The 13,478-nt window shown below is 68.6% G+C and carries 18 protein-coding genes and 1 pseudogene; 4 read left to right on the top strand and 15 right to left on the bottom strand.

The annotated features are described in order from the left end of the window. The 3 genes and pseudogenes from NI2_RS20595 to NI2_RS20585 form a co-directional block, all read right to left on the bottom strand. Positions 1-437: pseudogene (locus NI2_RS20595) on the bottom strand (protein translocase subunit SecD); the annotation flags it as partial. A gap of 100 nt (positions 438-537) precedes the next feature. Further along, positions 538-882, bottom strand: coding sequence for a preprotein translocase subunit YajC (yajC, locus tag NI2_RS20590; protein WP_067492961.1), 345 nt, complete (start codon positions 880-882; stop codon positions 538-540). Positions 883-992: 110 nt separating this feature from the next. Next, positions 993-2,483, bottom strand: coding sequence for a flavin-containing monooxygenase (locus NI2_RS20585; protein WP_067493067.1), 1,491 nt, complete (start codon positions 2,481-2,483; stop codon positions 993-995). Positions 2,484-2,620: 137 nt separating this feature from the next. On the opposite strand from NI2_RS20585, the gene NI2_RS35555 reads away from it, so the two are divergent. Further along, a complete protein-coding gene (locus tag NI2_RS35555) occupies positions 2,621-3,199 on the top strand; it encodes a DivIVA domain-containing protein (RefSeq protein ID WP_067492959.1) in 579 nt (192 codons plus the stop codon). Here the strand turns inward: NI2_RS35555 and NI2_RS20575 are convergent. From NI2_RS20575 to NI2_RS20550, 6 genes are all read right to left on the bottom strand, one after another. Next, positions 3,196-3,708 (bottom strand): GtrA family protein, encoded by a 513-nt coding sequence (locus NI2_RS20575; RefSeq protein WP_166655711.1) that lies wholly within the window; start codon positions 3,706-3,708, stop codon positions 3,196-3,198. The genes NI2_RS35555 and NI2_RS20575 overlap by 4 nt on opposite strands. A gap of 51 nt (positions 3,709-3,759) precedes the next feature. Continuing rightward, entirely contained in the window at positions 3,760-4,845 is a 1,086-nt protein-coding gene (gene ruvB / locus NI2_RS20570; RefSeq protein WP_067492955.1) for a Holliday junction branch migration DNA helicase RuvB, read from the bottom strand. 3 nt (positions 4,846-4,848) lie between these two features. Next, positions 4,849-5,448: a Holliday junction branch migration protein RuvA gene (ruvA, locus tag NI2_RS20565; protein ID WP_067492953.1), complete on the bottom strand. Its 600-nt coding sequence runs from the start codon at positions 5,446-5,448 to the stop codon at positions 4,849-4,851. Further along, positions 5,445-6,014 carry a crossover junction endodeoxyribonuclease RuvC gene (gene ruvC / locus NI2_RS20560; protein ID WP_084476570.1) on the bottom strand — a complete coding sequence of 190 codons (570 nt, stop codon included), beginning with the start codon at positions 6,012-6,014 and terminating at the stop codon, positions 5,445-5,447. The genes ruvA and ruvC overlap by 4 nt, the downstream gene beginning before the upstream one ends. A gap of 93 nt (positions 6,015-6,107) precedes the next feature. After that, entirely contained in the window at positions 6,108-6,542 is a 435-nt protein-coding gene (locus tag NI2_RS20555; RefSeq protein ID WP_067492950.1) for an acyl-CoA thioesterase, read from the bottom strand. A 40-nt stretch (positions 6,543-6,582) separates the two neighbouring features. Beyond that, entirely contained in the window at positions 6,583-6,954 is a 372-nt protein-coding gene (locus NI2_RS20550) for a nitroreductase/quinone reductase family protein (RefSeq protein WP_067492948.1), read from the bottom strand. 63 nt (positions 6,955-7,017) lie between these two features. On the opposite strand from NI2_RS20550, the gene NI2_RS20545 reads away from it, so the two are divergent. Beyond that, complete coding sequence (locus NI2_RS20545) at positions 7,018-7,680, top strand: TetR/AcrR family transcriptional regulator (protein WP_067492946.1); 663 nt, start codon at positions 7,018-7,020, stop codon at positions 7,678-7,680. A gap of 85 nt (positions 7,681-7,765) precedes the next feature. On the opposite strand, the gene NI2_RS20540 is transcribed toward NI2_RS20545, so the two are convergent. After that, positions 7,766-8,296, bottom strand: a complete 531-nt coding sequence (locus NI2_RS20540; protein WP_067492945.1) for an O-acetyl-ADP-ribose deacetylase — start codon at positions 8,294-8,296, stop codon at positions 7,766-7,768. Between the two features lie 107 nt (positions 8,297-8,403). Between NI2_RS20540 and NI2_RS20535 the strand changes: the two genes are divergently transcribed. Continuing rightward, positions 8,404-8,895: an SRPBCC domain-containing protein gene (locus tag NI2_RS20535; RefSeq protein WP_067492943.1), complete on the top strand. Its 492-nt coding sequence runs from the start codon at positions 8,404-8,406 to the stop codon at positions 8,893-8,895. Between the two features lie 54 nt (positions 8,896-8,949). Here NI2_RS20535 and NI2_RS20530 read toward each other — a convergent pair whose 3' ends face one another. The 3 genes from NI2_RS20530 to NI2_RS20520 form a co-directional block, all read right to left on the bottom strand. Then, positions 8,950-9,705 (bottom strand): YebC/PmpR family DNA-binding transcriptional regulator, encoded by a 756-nt coding sequence (locus NI2_RS20530; RefSeq protein ID WP_067492941.1) that lies wholly within the window; start codon positions 9,703-9,705, stop codon positions 8,950-8,952. Between the two features lie 92 nt (positions 9,706-9,797). Further along, entirely contained in the window at positions 9,798-10,409 is a 612-nt protein-coding gene (pdxT, locus tag NI2_RS20525) for a pyridoxal 5'-phosphate synthase glutaminase subunit PdxT (protein WP_067492939.1), read from the bottom strand. A gap of 38 nt (positions 10,410-10,447) precedes the next feature. After that, the gene (locus NI2_RS20520) at positions 10,448-11,269 is read right to left on the bottom strand and encodes an acyl-CoA thioesterase (protein WP_067492937.1); all 822 of its coding nucleotides are present in this window, start codon (positions 11,267-11,269) and stop codon (positions 10,448-10,450) included. A gap of 80 nt (positions 11,270-11,349) precedes the next feature. Here NI2_RS20520 and NI2_RS20515 point away from each other — a divergent pair, with 80 nt between their 5' ends. Next, positions 11,350-11,961: a nucleoside/nucleotide kinase family protein gene (locus NI2_RS20515; protein WP_067493063.1), complete on the top strand. Its 612-nt coding sequence runs from the start codon at positions 11,350-11,352 to the stop codon at positions 11,959-11,961. A 51-nt stretch (positions 11,962-12,012) separates the two neighbouring features. Here the strand turns inward: NI2_RS20515 and NI2_RS20510 are convergent, their stop codons facing one another. Both NI2_RS20510 and NI2_RS20505 read right to left on the bottom strand, forming a co-directional pair. Next, on the bottom strand, positions 12,013-12,513 hold the full coding sequence (locus NI2_RS20510) for a WKL family lipoprotein (protein ID WP_067492935.1): 501 nt from the start codon (positions 12,511-12,513) through the stop codon (positions 12,013-12,015). 162 nt (positions 12,514-12,675) lie between these two features. After that, entirely contained in the window at positions 12,676-13,452 is a 777-nt protein-coding gene (locus NI2_RS20505) for an inositol monophosphatase family protein (protein ID WP_067492934.1), read from the bottom strand. Between the last annotated feature and the right edge of the window lie 26 nt (positions 13,453-13,478).

Raw genomic sequence — 13,478 nt, 5'->3', positions numbered from 1 at the left:
GGGTCGGCGGACGGCGCACCGGGCACCGGTTGCTGCGGCGCGGCGCCACCGGCCTGCGGCTGGGTCGCGCCGAGCACCGGACGGATGTAGAGCTTGGCGGTGGTGGCCAGGGCGCGCGCCTGCTGGCTTTCCTCACCCGGCACCGTGATCACGAGGTTGGTGCCGTCGATGACCACCTCGGAGCCCGAGACGCCGAGACCGTTCACACGGTTTTCGATGATCTCCTGCGCCTTCTGCAGGCTCTCGCGGCTCGGCTCGTTGCCGTCGGGGGTACGCGCGGTCAGCGTGACGCGGGTGCCGCCCTGCAGGTCGATACCGAGCTTGGGCTTGGGCGAATGGTCACCGGTGAAGAACACCAGCGCGTAGATCACGGCCAGCAGCGCGGCGTAGACGCCGAGCAACCGGAACGGATGCGCCGATCCTTGGGAAGGTGGCACAGCAGGTCATCTCCTAGGCGGAAGTCGAGGCCGAATCGGTGGGCACAACAGTGCCCGGCCGGGCGCGCTCGTACGTCGCCCGGCGGGGGAAGGGAACTGCTCAGGAGTCCTTGGTCAGCCGGGTCTCGGTCTGATCGACGGCCTCTTCGACGGGGGCGTCGGTCGCGTCGGCGGTCTCGGCGGCCACCGGCTCCTCGATGCGCACCTCGCGAATGGCCTGACGCAGCCAGGTGGTGACGACGTCCTCGGCGATCTCCAGGTCGACGGTCGAATCGTCGATATCGACGACGGTGCCGTACAGGCCCGACGTGGTGACAACCTGATCACCGACCTTCAGGCTCTCCTGCATGCTCGCGACCTTCTCGGCCTCCCGCTTCTGTTTACGGATACCGAAGAACATCGGCACGAGCAGGGCCAGGATCAGCAGCGGAAACAGAAAGTCCATCGTCGAAGTCAGTCCCTAGTCAGTGGTGGACGGTGCAGGTACGCCTGACAGTCTGCCAGTTCCCCGCCGCGCCGACACACCGGACACCGCCGCGCGCGGCGAAACCCCGGTCACGCACCGCGCCCGTAGGTGTAGTCGTCGAGCGGGAAACCGACCGCCTCCCGGTGCGCCGACAGCGTGCTGGTGGGGCGCAGCAGCGCGGCCTCACCGTGCTGGTTGAAGTAGTAGCTGCGCGCACCGGAGCAGTCGCCGCCGTAGAACACCGACGAATCGAGGTCGGCGGTCACCCGGTCGAGGAAGCGGGCGTTGGCCTCCTCGGTGACCTCGAAGGTGTGTTCCCCGCGCCGGAACAGCTCGGTGAACAGCCTGCCCATGTGCTTCATCTGGGTCTCGATGGTGGTGAAGTACGACAGCCCGCTGTAGGAATAGGGGCTGTTCAGCGAAAGGAAGTTCGGGAACTTCGGCACCGTGATGCCCTCGTAGGCCTGAAAGCGATTGTCGCGCCAGAACTTTCCGAGATTTCGCCCGTCGCGCCCGATCACCTCGATGGCGGGGAAGTTCGCGTCCCACAGGTTGAAGCCGGTCGCCAGGACCAGCGTGTCGACAGCCGTCTTGTGCCCGTCGGCGGTGACGATGCCGTCGGGTTCGACATGGTCGATCGACTCGGTTTCCAGGCGCACGTGCGGCTGGTTGAAGGTCGCGAAGTAGGCATTGGAGAACGTCGGCCGCTTGCAGCCGAAGTCGTAGTGCGGGGTGAGCTTGGCCCGGGTGTCCGCGTCGCGCACCTGGGCGAACAGGTGTGCCTTGGCCAGCAGGGCGGCGGCGGTGTTGAGCGGTTTGGCCTGCTTGTAGTGCAGCACCCCCACCAGCATGATCGCCTCGAGCAGGGCGGTGTTGGCCAGCCGCGCGGCCTTCTGGGTGAACGGGACCGCCGCGAACGCACGCTGGACCACGGCGGGAATCGGGCCGTCGATCTTGGGAACCACCCAGATGGGAGTGCGCTGGAAAACCGTCAGTGACGCCACCTTCGCGGCCAGCTCGGGGACCAGTTGCACCGCCGTGGCACCGGTACCGATCACGGCGGCGCGGCGGTCGGTGAGGTCGTAGCCGTCGTCCCAGTCGGTGGAGTGGATGATCTTGCCCGCGAAGGACTCGATGCCGGGGAACGGTGGCGTGTAGGGCTGGGACAGGAAGCCGGTGGCGGTGATCAGGTACCGCGCGGTGAGGGGTTCGCCGCCCGCGATGTTCACCACCCAGTGTTCGTTGTCGTCGTCCCAGCGCGCGCTCCGCACCTCGGTGCCGAACCGCATCCGTCCGCGCAGCCCGTATTTGTCGGCGACGTGTTCGGCGTACTTCTTCAGCTCGGCGCCGGGCGCGAACAACCTGCTCCAGTACGGGTTGGGTTCGAACGAATAGGAGTAGGTGACCGAGGCGATGTCCACCGCGAGGCCCGGATACCGGTTCACATGCCAGGTACCGCCGAGGTCGTCCTCGCGTTCGAGAACCACGAAATCGCGCAGCCCGAGCCGGTCGAGTTCGATGGCGGCACCCATGCCGCCGAAACCCGCCCCGATGATGACCGCATCCCGCTGAGGCGCCACGTCGAACCTCCACACACCGATGTATGTGTTACAGCATGACACATAATTCTGTGGCCCGCGACCGGCTGCTTCGCCGGTGTACAGTCGCGATGCGCTGCCGTCGAAAACCTCTGGGATAGAAGGGCAATCCTGACACAATGACCGCTGTGACGCCCGACGATGTGAGCCGCACCCACTTCGCCATGCCCACCCTCGGCCATCGTGGCTACCATGCCGACGAGGTCGACGCTTTCCTGGAGAAGGTGTCGGCGACCCTGCACGGACACGGTGGTCTCACCGCCGACGACGTCCGCCATGTCCATTTCGGCGCGCCCCGTTTCGGTGGTCGCGGTTACCAGGCCGACCAGGTCGACGATTTTCTCGACCGGGTCAGGACCGAGCTCGAACATCGCCAGAAGGGCGCCTCCCCCGTGCCCGCGCCCCGCCCCGGGGAGGAGATCGCCGCGATGCTCACCCCCGACGACGTGCACCGCATGCGGTTCAGCCAGTCCGCGGTCGGCCGTCGCGGCTATCACGAGGAGGAGGTCGACGCCTTCCTCGACCTGGTCGCGGCCACCCTGGCCCACAACGGCCCCGGCAGCCTCACCGCCGCCGACGTGCGCGGTGTCCGCTTCACCGACAGCCGTCTCGGCACACGTGGTTACTCCCGCGAAGAGGTCGACGCCTTCGTCGACCTGGTCATCGCCGCCCTGGAAAACCTCGAACGGTCACATTAACCCTGGATACTGTGCAGTTCCGCTTCGCGCAGGTCGTCCGGGAACACGTAGCGGCGGAAGGCCCAGAAGCGGAACGCCATGGCCAGCAGCACGCCGAGGATCTGGCCGGAGATGAAGTTCGCGACCATCTGCACCATCGGATCCACGTGCGGCACACGCAGATTCAGCACGTACAGCGACAGCGCCTGCGGGATCATGGTGACCACGATGCCCAGCGCGCTGACCGTGAAGAACAGGGCTGCCTCGTGGCTGCGCTGCCTGCCCCCACGAGTGCGGAAGGACCATTCGCGGTTGAGGATGTAGGAGGCGATGGTCGCGATCAACGCGCCGAGCAGACGCGCGGTGAGCGGCTTGTCGCCGAGCACGGTGAGTTTCACCGCGTAGACCACGCCGGTGTCGATGAACCAGGTGACGGCGCCGACCATGGCGAACTTCAGCAACTCCCGGTGCTGGAGCAACAGGGAGCGTAACGGTTCGGGGACGCGTTGGACCACCGCATGGACTGCCACCCAGCCGACATTAGACGACGTATCGGCGACGCGCCCGTCCGGTAGGCGCCGCTACCGGTCGAACAGATCGAGGCTCGGTTGTGGTTCGCGCCCACGCACTTCGATGGCGCCGAACACCAGATCCGGTGGTGGCACCAGGCCCAGATGCTCCCAGGCGGCAGCCGTGGCGACCCGTCCGCGCGGAGTGCGGGCGACGAGTCCGGCGCGCACCAGGAACGGTTCGCACACCTCTTCCACCGTCGCGGCTTCCTCGCCGACGGCGACCGCCAGCGTCGACACGCCGACCGGTCCGCCGCCGAAACCGCGGACCAGCGCACCGAGCACGGCCCGGTCGAGCCGGTCGAGGCCGAGTACGTCGACGTCGTAGACCTCGAGCGCGGACTGGGCGATCTCGCGGGTGATGAGGCCGTCGGCGCGGACCTCGGCGAAGTCGCGCACCCGGCGCAGCAGCCGGTTGGCGATGCGCGGCGTGCCTCGGGAGCGGCCGGCGACCTCGGCGGCGGCGTCGTGTTCGATGTGGACGCCGAGGATGCGGGCCGAGCGCAGCAGGATCTGCAGCAGTTCGTCGGTGTCGTAGAAGTCCATGTGGCCGGTGAAGCCGAACCGGTCGCGCAGCGGGCCGGTGAGCGCGCCCGACCGGGTGGTCGCCCCGACCAGGGTGAACGGTGCGATGTCGAGCGGGATGGAGGTGGCGCCGGGCCCTTTGCCGACCACCACGTCGACCCGGAAGTCCTCCATGGCCAGGTACAGCATTTCCTCGGCGGGCCGCGCCATGCGGTGGATCTCGTCGATGAACAGCACATCGCCTTCGACCAGGTTCGACAGCATGGCCGCCAGGTCGCCCGCGCGTTCCAGGGCGGGCCCGGAGGTGATGCGCAGGGCGGTGCCGAGTTCACCTGCGATGATCATCGCCATGCTGGTCTTGCCGAGCCCGGGCGGGCCGGACAGCAGGACGTGGTCGGGGGTGGCGCCGCGTTGCCGGGCACCGCGCAGGACGAGGGCGAGCTGTTCGCGCACGCGTGGCTGGCCGATGAAGTCGTCGAGCGAAGTGGGGCGCAGGCCGGTCTCGGTGTCGCCGTCGGCGCTGAGATACCGGGCGGCGAGGGCGGATTCGTCGGTGTCGAACTCGTCGTCCATGGGTTACCTGTTCTTGCCGAGCAGACCGAGGGCGGCGCGCAGGGCCACGGAGGTGGTGGCGGCCGACTGGTCGGCCAGGACGGTGTCGACGGCCTGTTCGGCCTGCTTGGCCGGAAAGCCGAGGCCGATGAGCGCTTCGACGACCTGCTCGCGTACCGGGGTGACCGGAGTTTCGGCACCTGGTGGTCCGGCCGGGACAGGCACCAGGTTCACCTTGTCGCGCAGTTCGACGACCATGCGTTCGGCGCCGCGCTTACCGATGCCGGGCACCCGGGTGAGGGCGGCGACGTTGCTCTCCGCCAAGGCTTTTCGCAGCGCCTCGGGTTCGAGGACCGCCAGGACCGCCATGGCCAGGCGTGGGCCGACACCGGACACGGTCTGCAGGAGGCCGAACAGGTCGCGGGCTTCGGTGTCGGCGAACCCGAACAGCGTCATCGAGTCCTCGCGCACGATCATGGCCGTGTAGAGGCGGGTTTCCTCGCCTCGGGTGAGGCTGCCGAGGGTGGCGGGGGTGGCGTTGAGGCGGTAGCCGACGCCCGCGGCTTCGATCACCACATGGTCGAGCGCGATCTCGAGGACCTCACCGCGTACCGACGCGATCACCCGCGTACCACCTTCCGTTGTTCGGCGAGCCGTTGTTCGTAGCGGCGACGCACCTCGTCGGCCTTCGCCTGTGCGGCCGCCATCCGGTCGAGCAGCGGCGCCCGCCAACAATGACAGATCGCCAGGGCGAGCGCATCGGCGGCATCAGCCGGTTTCGGTGCGACCTGCAGGCCGAGGATTCTGGTCACCATGGCGGTGACCTGCGCCTTGTCGGCCGAACCATTGCCCGTGACAGCCGCTTTCACCTCGCTGGGGGTATGGAACGCCACCCGGATGCCCCGCCGCGCCGCCGCCAGCGCGATCACCCCACCGGCCTGCGCGGTTCCCATCGCGGTGCGCACGTTGTGCTGCGCGAACACCCGCTCGATCGCCACCGCCTCGGGCTGATGGGTGTCCATCCACTCCTCGGCGGCATCGGCCACCGCCATCAACCGCAGAGCCAGCTCGGCCTCCGGCGGTGTCCGCACCACGCCCACATCGAGGGCAACGACCTTACGGCCGGGACCGCTGTCCACCATGCTGAGCCCGCACCGGGTGAGCCCGGGATCGACGCCCATCACCCGCACCGGCAGCCCCTTCGAAGACACGAACAATTGTTCGAAAGTCTAAAGCATTGCGGCACACCGTCCGACCAGCGACACGAGGGCCGGTCGCCGCGCTCAGGGGAGGCCGAGTAATCCGGGCTCGCTCGCCCGTTCGGCCCAGATGCGCTTCGGTTCGTGCAGGAGTTTGCGCTCGGTCAGGTCGAGCATGCCGCTCAGGTACGACACGGTGGCGGCGAGTTCGCCGTCGTCGCGGCGCAGTTCGTGTTCGACCCGGTAGGTCTTGCCGGTCCCCCACTCCCAGCGACAGTCGACCTCGACGGTGTCGCCGGCGCGCAACTCGCGCAGGTAGCGCACGGTGAGTTCGAGGTTCACCGGCCCGATGCCGTCGGCCAGCATGTCTGGTACCGACACACCGGCCGCGCCCACACACGCGAACCGTGCGTGGTCGGCGAACTGCTGATAGGCCGCACCCGTCACGTGTTGTTGCAGATCCAGATCGGAGACTCGCACCGGGATCCGAACCCGAAACGGCAGCGCATTTTCCGTCATGCCCGCCAGTGTGGCAGCGGGGTCCGACACGTTCCGGTCGTCAACCCGCCCGGTCCATCCGCAGGAATTCGGTGATGCGCAGGACAGCGGGCGGCCGGGTGACATCCGTCGGCAGGATCCGGGCGGCTTCCTCGCGACCGATCACGCGCGGGGCGGTGAGATCCACTTCGGTGCCGTCGACGCGCAGGCGAGCGCCGCCCGCGGCGAGGACATTACGGACCCAATCCGAACGGGAGCCGTAGACCAGGACGAACAGGTATCCGCCCTCGATCGGATGGGCGTCGAGTGGGGTGCGGTGGGTGACTCCGGAGACGCGACCGGTGTGGATGAGCACCGGCCATTTGCCGCTCGCGAGTGCTCGCGGGTTGAACACCCGCTTGTTCACCCGACCCCACCATCTCGGCATCGGCATCAGCGGCCTCCTTCACTCGTTCTTACACACGTAAGGCTGACTTACGGCTGTAAGATTGTCAATATGCCGACTCCCTCCACACGTCGACCGCTGAGCCGCGAACGGATACTGGAAGGCGCGATCCGGGTGGCCGACCGCGGCGGCGTCGAGGCGATCACCATGCGCCGGATCGCACAGGAACTCGGGGTGGAGGCGATGTCGCTGTATCACCACCTGCCGAACAAGGACGCGGTTCTCGACGGCGTGGTCGACGCCGTCTTCGCCGCGATCGACCTACCGAGCGGGGACTTCGAGGATTGGCGAGCGGCGATCCGTTCGCGCGCGCATTCCGCCCGCGCGGTGCTGTCCCGGCACAGCTGGGCACTCGGACTCATGGATTCGCGGCGCAACCCGGGCCCGGCGACCCTGCGGCACCACGACGCGATCCTCGGCATCCTGCGGCGAGCGGGCTTCTCGCTCCCGATGGCGGCCCACGCGATCTCGCTTCTCGACAGCTACGTCAACGGGTACGTGCTGCAGGAGGCGAATCTTCCGATCACCACCCCCGACGACCTGGAGGAGGTGGCGGGCGGCATCCTCGACCAGCTGCCGACCGCGGAACTGCCCTACCTCACCGAGATGATCGTCGACCACGCCCTGCAGCCCGGTTACGACCACACCGCCGAATTCGACTACGGCCTCGACATGATCCTCGACGCCCTCGAATCACGTCGAGTCACGCAGTAGGCCCAGTCTGCCTGCGGCACAGGAACATTCACGGACAGCGCAGTGCAGCACGGCGGTACCCACGGATGCCATCCGTAGCAGCCGCTCAGCTGCCCGCACCCAGCCCGTCGACAGCGCGGCGGTGAAATTCGGTGAGGGCGCGGTCGTCGAACAGCACGAAGCGCACCTCGTCGACGGCCGTGTCGGCGGCGCGCACTGTTTCCACGGCAATGCGGGCGCCGTCGTCCATCGGCCAACCGTAGATGCCCGTGGAGATCGCCGGGAACGCCACCGTGTGAGCGCCCAATTCGTCTGCTACCCGCAGGGATTCGCGGTAGCAGGCAGTCAGCAGGGCCGAGCGGTCCTCGGTCGCCGACCAGACCGGGCCGACGGTGTGGATCACCCAGCGGGCGGGCAGCCGTCCGGCTGTCGTGGCCACCGCCTGCCCCGTCGGCAGGCCCCTGCCGTACCGGGAGGCACGCAGGTCGCGGCACGCCGACAGGATTTCGGGCCCACCTTTGCGGTGGATCGCGCCGTCGACTCCCCCACCGCCGAGCAGCGAGGAGTTCGCGGCGTTCACGACCGCGTCCACGTGCTGTTCGGTGATGTCTCCGCGTACCGCCTCGATCCGAGTCATACCGACATTGTGCTGGTCACGCGAATATCTCCGCGAGGGGATTACCGGCGGCGTACCGTCGAGGTCGACCTGTTGTCCGAGGCGTTCGAGCGAGGGAGAACCGCGTCATGCCGATGCCGACCGGCGAGATCGTACCGACCGAAAACGGGCGCGACCTGGTGATCACCCGGTCACTGGCCTTACCGATCGAACAGGTGTGGGGACGGTTGACCGATCCGGACCTGACCGCCGGCTGGTATGGCACCTGGGAAGGGGAACCCGGCGCCGGGAACATGATCCAGGTGCAGTTGCGGTTCGAGGACGGGCAGCCCTGGACCGAGATGCGCATCGACGACTGCACCCCGCCGGTGCGGCTGGCCGTGTCCTCGGCCGACCAGATCGGGTTGTGGCGCATGGAGGTGACCCTGCTCGACACCGGCACCGCCACCCAGGTGCGGCTGGTCCACCACCTCACCTCGGAGTACCAGCTCGCGGAGACCTCGCAGATCGGCCCGGGCTGGGAGTACTACGCGGACATGTTCGTCGCCGCCTGCACCAACACCGAACGACCCGACTTCGCCGACTACTACCCGGCGCTGGCCGACCACTACCGGGAGTAGAGACACGAACCGCCCCAGCCGAATCCACGGCCGGGGCGGTACACGGGGGAAGATCTACTCGTCGTCCAGCTCGGCGGCGACCTCGTCGGAGATGTCGACGTTGGTGTACACGTTCTGCACGTCGTCGCTGTCTTCGAGGGCGTCGATCAGCTTGAGCACCTTGCGGGCTCCCTCGGCGTCGACCGCCACCGACACCGACGCCTGGAAACCGGACTCGGCCGAGTCGTAGTCGATGCCCTTGTCCTGCAGCGCGGTTCGCACAGCGATCAGATCGCCGGGCTCGCTGATGATCTCGAAGGCGTCGCCGTGGTCGTTGACCTCTTCGGCGCCGGCGTCGAGGACCGCGTCGAGGACGTCGTCCTCGGTGAGGCCGTTCTTCTCGAGGGTCACCACACCCTTGCGGGCGAACAGGTAGGACACCGAACCCGGGTCGGCCATGTTGCCGCCGTTGCGGGTCATCGCGACGCGCACCTCACCGGCGGCGCGGTTGCGGTTGTCGGTGAGGCACTCGATCAGCACGGCGACACCGTTGGGCCCGTAGCCCTCGTACATGATGGTCTGCCAGTCGGCGCCGCCGGCTTCCTCGCCGCCGCCACGCTTGCGGGCGCGCTCGATGTTGTCGTTGGGGACCGACGACTTCTTGGCCTTCTGGATGGCGTCGTACAGCGTCGGGTTGCCCGCCGGGTCACTGCCACCCGTGCGAGCCGCCACCTCGATGTTCTTGATCAGCTTGGCGAAGAGTTTGCCGCGCTTGGCGTCGATTCCCGCCTTCTTGTGCTTGGTGGTGGCCCATTTGGAGTGGCCGCTCATGCCCTACTTCCTTCAGGTCGGTTGCGCGTCTGCCCGGGCGGACAAGCTCGAACCAGCCTACTCGTGCCCGCCACGCCGGTGGACGCGGAGGTTCACCCTGCCTTGCGCACGAGGTCGACGAACAGCTCGTGCACCCGAAGATCACCCGTGACCTCGGGATGGAACGAGGTCGCCACGACATTGCCCTGCCTGGCGGCCACGATCCGGCCCTGCGCCGGGCCGTGCGGCACCCGCGCCAGCACCTCGACGCCGTCACCGACCCGCTCCACCCACGGCGCGCGGATGAACACCGCGCGCACGGGCGTGTCGAGGCCGCTGAAGTCGAGGTCGGTCTCGAACGAGTCGACCTGGCGGCCGAAAGCGTTGCGGCGCACCGTCATATCGATGCCGGACAGGTGCTGGGCATCGGGCCGGGTGTCGAGCACCTCGGAGGCGAGCAGGATCATGCCCGCGCACGACCCGAACGCGGGCAGCCCGTCGCGCAGCCGCGCACGCAACGGTTCGAGCAGGTCGAAGGCCTGCAGCAGCTTGGAGATGGCGGTCGACTCGCCGCCGGGCAGCACCAGCCCGTCGACGGCGGCCAGCTCGGACTCGCGGCGCACCAGCACCGGTGCGGCACCGCAGTGGCGCAGCGCGGCAACGTGTTCGCGCACGTCACCCTGGAGTGCGAGGACACCGATCGTCGGCGTGGATGTTGCGTTCACAGCCGCTGAGCTTACGAGCCCGGCCGGTGTGGGCGCGCTCACGCCTCGCGCGGCGTGCGGATGAGGCCTTCCTGCACGACGGCGGCGACCAGGTTGCCCTCGCGATCCCAGATCCGACCGCCGGTGAGGGCGCGGCCGAAGCCCGCCGAGGGCGAGGACTGGTCGTAGAGCAGCCATTCGTCGGCACGGAAGGGGCGCAGGAACCACATGGCGTGGTCGAGCGACGCGTCCTGGGTCGGCACGCCGGGGTGGGTCACCTTCGACGAACCGAGCAGCGTCATATCGCTCATGTAGGCGAGGGTGCAGACGTGGAACATCGGGTCGTCGGGCAACGGGTGCCGGTAGCGGAACCACACCTGCTGCGGGGAGACGGTGCCTTCCCGGCGGGCGACCTGGTCCTGCGGGACCGTGCGGATGTCCCAGTGCTCCCATTCGCGCATGGCCCACAACCGTTCCGGGCTCAGCGTGGTCTTGGCGTCGGGCAGGTTCTCCGGGCCCTCGATGACCGGCATCACGTCCTGGTGCTCCGGGCCGACGTCGCCGCGGTGGAAGGAGGCGGCCATGGTGAAGATCGCCTCGCCGTCCTGCACACCGGTGACCCGGCGGGTGCAGAACGAGCGCCCGTCGCGGATGCGTTCCACCTGGTAGATGGTGGGCGCTTCCGGGTTGCCCGGGCGCAGGAAATAGCCGTGTAGCGAATGCACCTGATAGGCGGCGTCGACGGTGCGCACCGCCGAGACCAGCGCCCGGCCCGCGACCTGACCGCCGAAGGTCCGCGTCAGCTGGGATTCCGTGGCCGCCCCACGGAAGATGTCGCGTTCCAGCCGCTCGACCTCGAGCGCCTCTTCGATTGTCGCCATGCGCACGAGATTATCGCTAGGCGGACCGCACGGTTTGTCCGGCTCGGCGGCGCGCGGCGGGAATTTGCTGAAATGGGGTGGTGCCGTCGTTCACCCCCGTCTCCCCCACCACCCTGGCCCGCCTGGTCGCCGAGCGGGTATCCGAGCTGCCCGGTCGCCGGGTGGTTGCCGTCGACGCCGCCGATGCCGCCGAACCGGTCGCCTTCGCCCGGTTGGTCGCCGACACACTGAACGGGCAGGGCCGGTCGGCCGAGGTGGTGTCACTGCACGCCTTCGTCCGGCCCGCATCGCTGCGGATGGAGTACGGCCGAACCGACGAATGGTCTTATCGCACAGCATGGTTCGACTACGACGCGATACGCCGGGAGATTCTGGTTCCGCTGCGGACCGCAGGGCGCTGGTTGCCCGCGCTCTGGGACGAGGCGGGCGACCGGTCGGCGCGGGCGGGCATCCGGACAGCTCCGGCCGATCTGGTGCTGATCGTGGCAGGCCCGATGCTGCTCGGCCGCGGACTCGACGTCGACCTGTCCGTACGGCTCGAACTCAGCGAGCGGGCGGCACTGCGCCGCACCCCACCCGAGCACCAGTGGACCCTGCCCGCGCTGCGCGACCACGACGCCGAACATCCCGAGACCGCTACCTGGACGGTGCGCTGGGATCATCCGGACCGCGCGGCCCTGCGCACCGGCTGAAAACAGGCGAAAGCCCCGGCCGCAACGCGACCGGGGCTGCACGCGGTGCTATCAGGCGCAGGCGACCGACTGCTGGCCCAGGTTGGTGAGCATGGTGCAGGCCCACGACTTCTGGACCTTCCACTTGCCGTCCTCGGCGACGAACGGCACGTCGACCACATTGGTCTGGCCGTTGACGGTGAAGTTCGCCTTGGCGTTCACGCTGTCACCGAAGGAGGTCACCTCGGTGACCTGCACCTGGGCACCGGCGTCGCGGGCGGCGACGGCCAGGCGGTTCGGCAGCTCGGGATCGGCCTCGCCGCCCTGCACGAAGTCCAGCTTCTGCTCGTTGGGCACCTCGGGGTCCAGCGCGGTGTTGAGCTGAGCGTTGAGCTCCTCCACCGTCGGCACGGGGGGCAGGTCCGCGACAGCGGCCGTGGTCGTGGCCGGAGCACTGGTCGTGGACTTGGCGGCGGGCTTGTCGCCCTTGTCGTCACTGCACGCACTCATTCCCAATGCGGCGACCACGGCCAGGCCTGCGATCGCCACACGTCCGGTCCTACGAAGCTTCATCCACTCGTCCTTTGCGTCGGGTCAACGGTTTTCGCCCTGTGGGCGCCAACGGCACGGTACCGGCGCCACACGACGCAGGCCACGGTGCCTCGGCCAGGACGCTACCCAGCGTTTTTGAGGAAAGTCTGAGACGTGCCGGTACCGCGCTTGTGAAGGCCCCTTTCAGCGCAGGGCGAGCATCGCGTCGACGAGGCGGGCGTGGGTGTCGGCATCGGCGGCGGCGATGAGCCCGTGCGGGGCGGAATGGAGTGGTTGACCTGCTATTCCGGTGACGACGCAGCCCGCCGCGCGGCAGATTTCCACCGCGCTGGTGAAGTGGACGTTGTCGCGCAGGTCGCCGCCGGTGACATAGGCGGCGCGTCTGCCCGCCGCGACCCAGACCAGGGCGAGCGAGGTGGACAGCACGCGCGGGTGGAAGTCGGCGGCGACGCTGTCGAGCAGGCGGGCGGGTCTGGACCACGGCAGCGGGTTGTCGAGGTCGATGTCGATCAGGCGGCTGCCCGCGTCGGGGCGCAGGACGGTGTCGGAGCCGTCGTGGCGGCGGTACGCGTTCTCGCCCGAGGTCCAGAACACCTCGCCGGTGAACGGGGCGCCGACGGCCGCGGCGCGGACGGTGTCCCCGATGCGCAAGGCGACGTTCACCGCGACGAGCTGTGTGCCGACCGCGAAATTCCTTGTGCCGCAGAGCGGGTCGACGAACCAGGTGCGGTCGCTGCCCGGCGATCTCGTGGTGCCGGACTCCTCGGCGACGAACCGGTCGTGCGGACGGGCCGCGGTGAGGACCTCGAGGATCGCGCGTTCGGCGGCCAAGTCGGTCTGGGTGGCGAAGTCGTCGCCCTCTTTGGCGTAGCGGGTGACGGGTGCGTGGAACGACGACCGGATCACCTGTGACGCGAGTTCTGTTGCGTGGATTGCGATTTCGACATCGGAGTGGTGCACCGTTCTCAGGCTACGGAGTCCGGTGA

It is taken from the genome of Nocardia ignorata NBRC 108230 (genome assembly GCF_001612905.1).
Lineage (GTDB): Bacteria > Actinomycetota > Actinomycetes > Mycobacteriales > Mycobacteriaceae > Nocardia > Nocardia ignorata.
Note: the sequence above shows the minus strand (reverse complement) of the source record. Positions and strands in the feature narration are given on the sequence as shown.

Bases quoted from the DNA above. Each gene is read 5' to 3' on its own strand.
- yajC (WP_067492961.1), bottom strand. From the start codon at position 882: ATGGACTTTCTGTTTCCGCTGCTGATCCTGGCCCTGCTCGTGCCGATG.
- NI2_RS35555 (WP_067492959.1), top strand. From the start codon at position 2,621: ATGACCGCTGTGACGCCCGACGATGTGAGCCGCACCCACTTCGCCATG.
- ruvB (WP_067492955.1), bottom strand. From the start codon at position 4,845: ATGGACGACGAGTTCGACACCGACGAATCCGCCCTCGCCGCCCGGTAT.
- NI2_RS20555 (WP_067492950.1), bottom strand. From the start codon at position 6,542: ATGACGGAAAATGCGCTGCCGTTTCGGGTTCGGATCCCGGTGCGAGTC.
- NI2_RS20550 (WP_067492948.1), bottom strand. From the start codon at position 6,954: ATGCCGATGCCGAGATGGTGGGGTCGGGTGAACAAGCGGGTGTTCAAC.
- NI2_RS20545 (WP_067492946.1), top strand. From the start codon at position 7,018: ATGCCGACTCCCTCCACACGTCGACCGCTGAGCCGCGAACGGATACTG.
- NI2_RS20540 (WP_067492945.1), bottom strand. From the start codon at position 8,296: ATGACTCGGATCGAGGCGGTACGCGGAGACATCACCGAACAGCACGTG.
- NI2_RS20535 (WP_067492943.1), top strand. From the start codon at position 8,404: ATGCCGATGCCGACCGGCGAGATCGTACCGACCGAAAACGGGCGCGAC.
- NI2_RS20530 (WP_067492941.1), bottom strand. From the start codon at position 9,705: ATGAGCGGCCACTCCAAATGGGCCACCACCAAGCACAAGAAGGCGGGA.
- NI2_RS20520 (WP_067492937.1), bottom strand. From the start codon at position 11,269: ATGGCGACAATCGAAGAGGCGCTCGAGGTCGAGCGGCTGGAACGCGAC.
- NI2_RS20510 (WP_067492935.1), bottom strand. From the start codon at position 12,513: ATGAAGCTTCGTAGGACCGGACGTGTGGCGATCGCAGGCCTGGCCGTG.